A 6327-nucleotide genomic window follows, 5' to 3' on the forward strand; every position below is an offset into this window, starting at 1 on the left:
AAAGACGCGCCACACCCCCGCACAAGACCGAGCCGCCATCCATCACCACTACGACATGGGCAACGACTTTTATCAGCTCTGGCTCGATCCGCGCATGGTCTACTCCTGCGCCCACTTTGAAACGGAACAGATGTCGCTGGCCGAGGCGCAGGCAGCCAAGCTAGACCTGATCTGTCGCAAGCTGCGCCTGTCGCCGGGGGAAACGCTGCTAGATATTGGCTGTGGCTGGGGGGCGCTGCTGCGCTGGGCGGTGGAACGGTACGGCGTGTTTGGCGTTGGCATCACGCTCAGCCAGGCGCAATTGGACTATAACCAGGAAAAAATTGCAGAGGCGGGTCTGGGCGATCGCCTCCAGGTGCAGTTGATGGACTATCGCGACCTGCCGCAAACGCCCACATTTGACAAGATCGTGTCCGTGGGCATGATGGAGCATGTGGGTCGCAGGAACCTGCCCGTTTATTTTCAGCGCATTGGGCGATCGCTCAAACCCGGTGGTCTGTTCCTCAATCACGGCATCACCGCCAGCACCGAATGGAACGGCAGCAGCCTGGGCGAACGGTTCATCAACCGCTACATCTTTCCCCACGGCGAACTGCTGCGTCTCTCGACGGTGCTGGATGCCGCCGAGGCGGCCGGCTGGGAAATTGTGGACGTAGACGGATGGCGACTCCACTACGCCAAAACCCTGCGCTGTTGGGAAGCCAATCTGCGAAACGCTGCTGCTCAGGCAAAACGGCTTTTGGGCGACGCAATGCGGAACCGAATGCTAGAAAACAGTGAGCAATCGGGCCGCTTACCCAGCACCCTGCCTGAAACGCTGCCCCATCGCTATCTGCAACTCTGGCGGGCCTATCTGCTTGGCTCTGCTCTCGGCTTTGAACAGAATCAGATGGGGCTTTATCAAACGCTGCTGCGTCCAAAGTCGGAGACACGCTGGAATTTGCCGCTGACTCGCGTAGGCTGGCTGGCTTAGCGTCATCGGCTGGCTTAGCGTTATGCCGTGATGGGGCCTGGAAGCAAAGGCGCAAAAACTAAATCCGGCTTTGCCAGTCCCAAAACCACTCGCTGGACGGCGCTTTAGGAAGCGCGGTCTGTGAGCAGCTTCAAGATTTGCAAAACCGGATTCTGGAAATCGCGCTCTGGCGATGTTGGCACACTGATGAGGTTTGTTAGCGGGAAGGCGTGATGTTCAAAAGGGCGATCGCCCCACTGCCCATCTTCAACCTCTGATCCCTGAACCCCATTAGCGGCGACCGCGATAGGGAACCTTGTTCAAGTAGTCGATATCGTTGGCGCGGAGGGTTTGAGCATAGTTGCCCTTGGCCCCCACAGCGGCGGCCATGTCGCGATACTTGCGGGGATCTCCCTCGGACAGCATCCGCTCCTGGAACTTGCGGCTGTAGAACTTCTCCACCACAAATCGCCAGTCGGTCTTGGTGGTTCCCACCTTGTCGCGAAACTCTTCGCCATAGCGCGGCGTTACCAGGTTAAAGGGACGACCCTCATCGCGGTTGCCCATGCGCTTGCGCTGATAGGGCACAGTGTAGTCGCCAAAGGCGTTGGTGTATTCTTCGCTATCGAGCAGTGCGTCCACAAAACCGTCGAAGCCCTTGGTGGCGATCACGATTGACCAGGCAATGGTTTCGTCTTGGTTATAGGCTTTGCGGCCCAGCAGGCGGCGCAGCGTAATGTCCACCAAGCGATAGTTGTCGTTCACGCTCACGACCTGGCTGTAGAAGCGCTCAGACAGCGCCAGCCCCCGCACAAAGTCGCGCACGGTGATCACACGGTTCTTGAGCTGAGATTCCAGCGCGGGCTGCCGGTTGAATTTGAGGATCTGATGTTCGCTAAACACCTGACGATAGGCCGCCCAGATGACTTGCTGCATATCGGAATCATCCGCAACGTCTTCTAGACGATAGATGTACGGAGTGTCCTCGTTCTGGTCAGCAGCGCCAAAGCTGCGAACCCGTTGGTTCTGAGTGGTTGGTTTGTATTCAAGCAACGGCAACGCCATTCAAGTATCTCCCTTCAGTTTTATGGAACGTCTGAAATGGTTCAAGCCAGCGGTCTAACGACAGTCTTTGGCTTATTATCCCGTGGATTGAACCTCTAGACTCCATCTGCAATCGGCTTTTTTGCAAATGGAATCCAGCTTATCCGGTGGCTCCGGGCAGCGAACTCACCAGCGCCAGCACGGCCAGCATCAGCACCAGCGTCAGCACAACAATCGACACGCGCCCCCAGTTGGCCGTCTTGAGGAAGGCTTGCAGGTCGAAGGGCTGGTCAAAGTTCAGGGCAAATCGACCTACAGGGACGTAGGGACGGGGCTTCGGCAGCTTGTCGCGGTAGGCGGCTCCATAGCGCGGGGTAAAGCTGAAGGGGCGATCGCCCATCCGTTTGCGCTGGTAGGGCACCACGTTGTCGCCAAAGGCCTGGGCGTACTCGTCGCTGTCAATCAGCATATCCACGAAGCCGCCCCAGCCCTTAGTAGCAATCACAATCGACCAAGCGATTTCTTCGTCTTTGCTGTAGGGCGCACGGCCAAGGAGCCGCTTCAGGCACATTTCGACCAGGCGATAGTTGTTGTTTGGCTCCACCACCAGCCGATAGAATCGCTCTGACTTGGCCAGCCCCCGAATGAAGTCCCGCACGGAAATGGAGTGGTTGCGGAGCTGAGTTTCCAGCGCAATTTGGCGATTAAACCGAAGCTGCTCTTGCTCGTTAAACACCTGGCGATAGGCGGCGTTGATCAACTCGTCCACTTCATCCGCCGCACGAGAGTCTTCGAGCCGATAGACGTAGAGAATGTCGCCGTTGGTGTCAACCGTGCCAAAGCTAGATACCCGCTGGTTTTGCGCGGTTGGCTTGTAGTCTAAAAGAGGCAATGTCATCTCGATTTCTCCTTCAACATCTGAAAGGTGAAGAGACTTCTTGCACAGAGTCAGAGGTCGGGGATTTTACAGGAACCCGAATAAACCAGAGCATAGCGTTGCATTCAGGCTAAGTAAGCGGGAACGATTGGATGCGGTATGCGGGCGATCGCCCCTTCATCAAGCAATCAGTCAGCTAAAAAACACACCGGTTTCAATCTTTGCGAACCAATCCCTGACCCGAACGTAGAACAATCTCAAAATACGATTTAGCCAGAGTTGAGAAAATTAGCGCGAATCGCTGCACGAACTATGGTTGAACGATTAAGTTTGAACGGACAAGTTTGAACGGCTAAATCCAATCTTCTATGCAAGTCTCTTATGCAAGAGGTGGTCAATCTAGAACGGAAATCAGCGCGTATCCTAACGTGTCTTAAACGTGTCTTAAACGTTTTTTAATGTGTCCTACGCGCCTTAGGTGTCTTAAACAGTTTCCAGCGCTTCAGGCGTTGAAGGTTGATCCGCAGTTTTCACAAACCGCCTTTCACACACCGCCAACGCCTGAAGGCCAGACTTTTAGCGGACGGGGAAGCTGGCCGAGGGGCTGATGGACACGGGCACGCCTGCGGTGGCGCTGCTGCGGCTCATATCGGGAATTTTGATATTTGCCGTAGACACCGAAGTAAACTGCATCGGCTTTGGCTGTACGGCCTTCGCCATTTCGAGGAAGTTGCGAACGTCACCCCACTTATAGCGCTCGGCTTCTAGGCGATCGCGCCAATAGTCACCATAGCGGGGAGTCACCAGGTTAAAGGGGCGATCGCGATAGCGCCGCCGCTGGTAGGGAACCGTGTTGTCGCCAAAGTTGGTGCTGTATTCGTCGCTGTCCAGCAGTTGATCGACAAAGCCCTCAAAGCCCTCGGTGGCAATCACAATTGACCAGGCAATTTGCTCATCCTGGTTGTAGGACGCACGGCCCAGCAGGCGCTTCAGCGTAATGTCCACAATCCGGTAGTTAGAATTGGTTTCCACCACCAGCTTGCGGTAGGTTTCCGACTTGGCCAGCCCGCGAATAAAGTCCCGCACTGTAATCGAGCGGTTCTTCAACTGCGATTCCAGATCACCCTGACGGCTGCTCTTGAGAATGACGTGCTCGCTGAACACTTGGCGATAGGCCGCCCAAATTAGCTGCTCGATGTCGGAGTTATCGGCTGCGTCTTCCAGGCGATAGATATAGGGGGTGTCCTCGTTGCCGACTTCATAACCCGGCACGCGCTGGTTTTGAGACGCAGGTTTGTATGCAAGAAGGGGAATGCTCATGGTTTTCCAGGGGTTAGAGTTTAGGAGTTAGAGGTTTGGGAACCAGATGTAGGGGCCAGGACGTGAGTAAATTCCTGAACCCCAACCCCTGACACCGGATACCGAAACCCTAATTCTTCTTCAGCGGCGGGATATAGCTGTAGGGCAGTCGGGTGGCAACGGGTTTGACCGTAGGCTTGGGGGTGCCGTTGTCGTCGCGGCTCATATCGGGCACCTTGATGGCGCTGGAGGTGGAGCGGGCCACGTCGCGCTGGGGCGTAAGTTGGGGCGTGATGATGCCCTTTGCCATGATGAAGAAGGATGCCGGAATCGCTTGCCGCACCACTTTCTTGTCCAGTTCGCCCGCCTGATATTGCCGCACCTGGTAGTAAGAACGGGTCATCATTTCCCGCTCCAGCAGGCGGCCGCGCCAATAGTCGTTATAGCGCGGGTTCACCAGGTTAAAGGGGCGGGCCTCCATGCGGCGGCGCTGATAGGGCACGATGTCGTCGCCGAAGTTGGAACGATATTCGTCGCTATCCACCACCGCATCAATGAAGCCATGCAGCCCTTTGGTGGCAATCACAATCGACCAAGCGATTTGCTCCTGTTTGCCGTAGGAGGGGCGACCCAAAAAGCGCTGCACCGTTAGCTCAACCACTCGATAGTTGGAGTTGAGTTCGGCAATCTGCTCTCGATAGACTTCCGATTTGCCCAGACCTCGGATAAACTCGCGCACGGAGATAGCACGGTTCCGCAGTTGCGATTCCAGAAACTCCTGCCGATAGCTTTCCAAAATCAGATGCTCGCTGAAGATCTGGCGATAGCAGGCCCAGATGATGTTGTTGACATCGGTGTCGGAGGTAGCATCCGTCAGGCGATAAATCCGAGCGTCGTCCTCGTCCGGAACGTCGTAGCCGGGTACGCGCTGGTTCTGGGTTTTGGGTGTGATTTCGAGCAGGGGAATTGACATGGTGGTTAGAGGTTTAGGGGTTTGGGATTGGGGTTTGGGAGCCAGGGAAGCTGTTGGGAACAGGCTGGGGAGATTGCAGCGTGGCGATCGCCCACTGAACCCGCGCCTGCACGGCAATATCCGAGTCTGCGAGAGTTCGCAGTGTTTCGAGAATCTGAGGCTGCAAGTCGGGTGCGGACTGTCCTAGGGCTTGCAGTCCGGCGATCGCCGCATAGCGGATCGACCAGTCGGCATCGTCTAGGATGCGAACGAGCGTATCGTAGGTGCGGGACTGGGCGATCGCCCGCTCGGAGTCTGCCAGCTTGAGCCAGTGCAACTGCCCTACGCCCTTGGTGGCCGCGCGGCGCACGCTGGGAGCAAAGTCCGTCTCGGCTGCCGACAGTAGCACGTCCAGCGCACGCGGATCGGCGATCGCCGCCAGCGCCCGAATTGCATAAGCCCGCGCGCCGTAGTTGTAGTCATCCAGCAGCGTCAGCAGGGGCATCACCGCCGCCTCGCCCATCTGCACCAGCCCTTTCACCGCCATCACTGCCGCACCGGGATTGTTGAACCCCAGCGCCCGAATCAGCGTCGGAATCCCTTCTTCCAGCCGCGCCGCCGCCAATGCCTGCACAGCCGCAATCAACCGTTCCGGCGAATCGGCCTGGTCGATGTCGGCGATGAGGGTGGCGAGGGGAGTAGGCATGGAGGTGGGTAACGGGGTGGATGGGTGACGGGGTGGGTGGGTGTTTTCTCTCCCTCTCTCCCTTTACAGCCTGCCTACAGCATCCCGTCCATCAGCGTCATCACCCGAATAGCGTCGGCGCTGAGGGTGTCGGGTGACTGACGGACGGCGCGTTCTAGCAATCCTTTGAGGGAAAAGAGTTTGAAGCTGTTTTCGGTGGTGGCGGTGGCGATCGCCTCGGCAGCGGGCAGGTAGCCCACAGCACCCAGATCCGACAGGGCGACGCGACGCAGATTAATGTCGTCGCTTTGCAGCGCGGCCACCAGGCGATCGCCGTAGGCCGCGTCTTCCGTCAACTGGTACAGCGCCCGCACCGCAGAATACTGAACCCGCTGGAGCGGATGCTCGACAAAGGGACGAATCACCTCGACCGCCTCCACAGCCCCCAACGCGCCCAGCGCCTCCAGAACGGCTTCGTAGGGCTGGGCCAGGTGCGGCCGGCCCGGAACCTTTATCGC

7 protein-coding genes are annotated in these 6327 nt (G+C 57.5%); 1 reads left to right on the plus strand and 6 read right to left on the minus strand.

Annotation, left to right across the window (positions count from 1 at the left end; genetic code table 11):
* On the plus strand, nt 1-973 hold a 973-nt coding region (locus IGS51_RS08480; RefSeq protein ID WP_297078006.1), incomplete at its 5' end, for a class I SAM-dependent methyltransferase.
* Nucleotides 974-1243: 270 nt separating this feature from the next.
* Here the strand turns inward: IGS51_RS08480 and IGS51_RS08485 are convergent.
* The 6 genes from IGS51_RS08485 to IGS51_RS08510 form a co-directional block, all read right to left on the minus strand.
* Nucleotides 1244-2017 (minus strand): phycobilisome rod-core linker polypeptide, encoded by a 774-nt coding sequence (locus IGS51_RS08485; protein WP_297078007.1) that lies wholly within the window; start codon nt 2015-2017, stop codon nt 1244-1246.
* Between the two features lie 139 nt (nt 2018-2156).
* Nucleotides 2157-2894, minus strand: coding sequence for a phycobilisome rod-core linker polypeptide (locus IGS51_RS08490; RefSeq protein ID WP_297078008.1), 738 nt, complete (start codon nt 2892-2894; stop codon nt 2157-2159).
* Nucleotides 2895-3449: 555 nt separating this feature from the next.
* Nucleotides 3450-4193, minus strand: a complete 744-nt coding sequence (locus tag IGS51_RS08495) for a phycobilisome rod-core linker polypeptide (protein WP_172353719.1) — start codon at nt 4191-4193, stop codon at nt 3450-3452.
* A 109-nt stretch (nt 4194-4302) separates the two neighbouring features.
* Nucleotides 4303-5145, minus strand: coding sequence for a phycobilisome rod-core linker polypeptide (locus IGS51_RS08500; RefSeq protein ID WP_297078009.1), 843 nt, complete (start codon nt 5143-5145; stop codon nt 4303-4305).
* A 13-nt stretch (nt 5146-5158) separates the two neighbouring features.
* Entirely contained in the window at nt 5159-5830 is a 672-nt protein-coding gene (locus tag IGS51_RS08505; protein WP_297078010.1) for a HEAT repeat domain-containing protein, read from the minus strand.
* Between the two features lie 74 nt (nt 5831-5904).
* A partial coding sequence (locus IGS51_RS08510) for a HEAT repeat domain-containing protein (RefSeq protein WP_367279292.1) occupies nt 5905-6327 on the minus strand: 423 nt, incomplete at its 5' end.

Origin of the sequence: Thermoleptolyngbya sp. M55_K2018_002, from assembly GCF_015295965.1 — a bacterium.
GTDB lineage: Bacteria > Cyanobacteriota > Cyanobacteriia > Elainellales > Elainellaceae > Thermoleptolyngbya > Thermoleptolyngbya sichuanensis.

Bases quoted from the DNA above. Each gene is read 5' to 3' on its own strand.
- IGS51_RS08485 (WP_297078007.1), bottom strand. From the start codon at position 2,017: ATGGCGTTGCCGTTGCTTGAATACAAACCAACCACTCAGAACCAACGG.
- IGS51_RS08490 (WP_297078008.1), bottom strand. From the start codon at position 2,894: ATGACATTGCCTCTTTTAGACTACAAGCCAACCGCGCAAAACCAGCGG.
- IGS51_RS08495 (WP_172353719.1), bottom strand. From the start codon at position 4,193: ATGAGCATTCCCCTTCTTGCATACAAACCTGCGTCTCAAAACCAGCGC.
- IGS51_RS08500 (WP_297078009.1), bottom strand. From the start codon at position 5,145: ATGTCAATTCCCCTGCTCGAAATCACACCCAAAACCCAGAACCAGCGC.
- IGS51_RS08505 (WP_297078010.1), bottom strand. From the start codon at position 5,830: ATGCCTACTCCCCTCGCCACCCTCATCGCCGACATCGACCAGGCCGAT.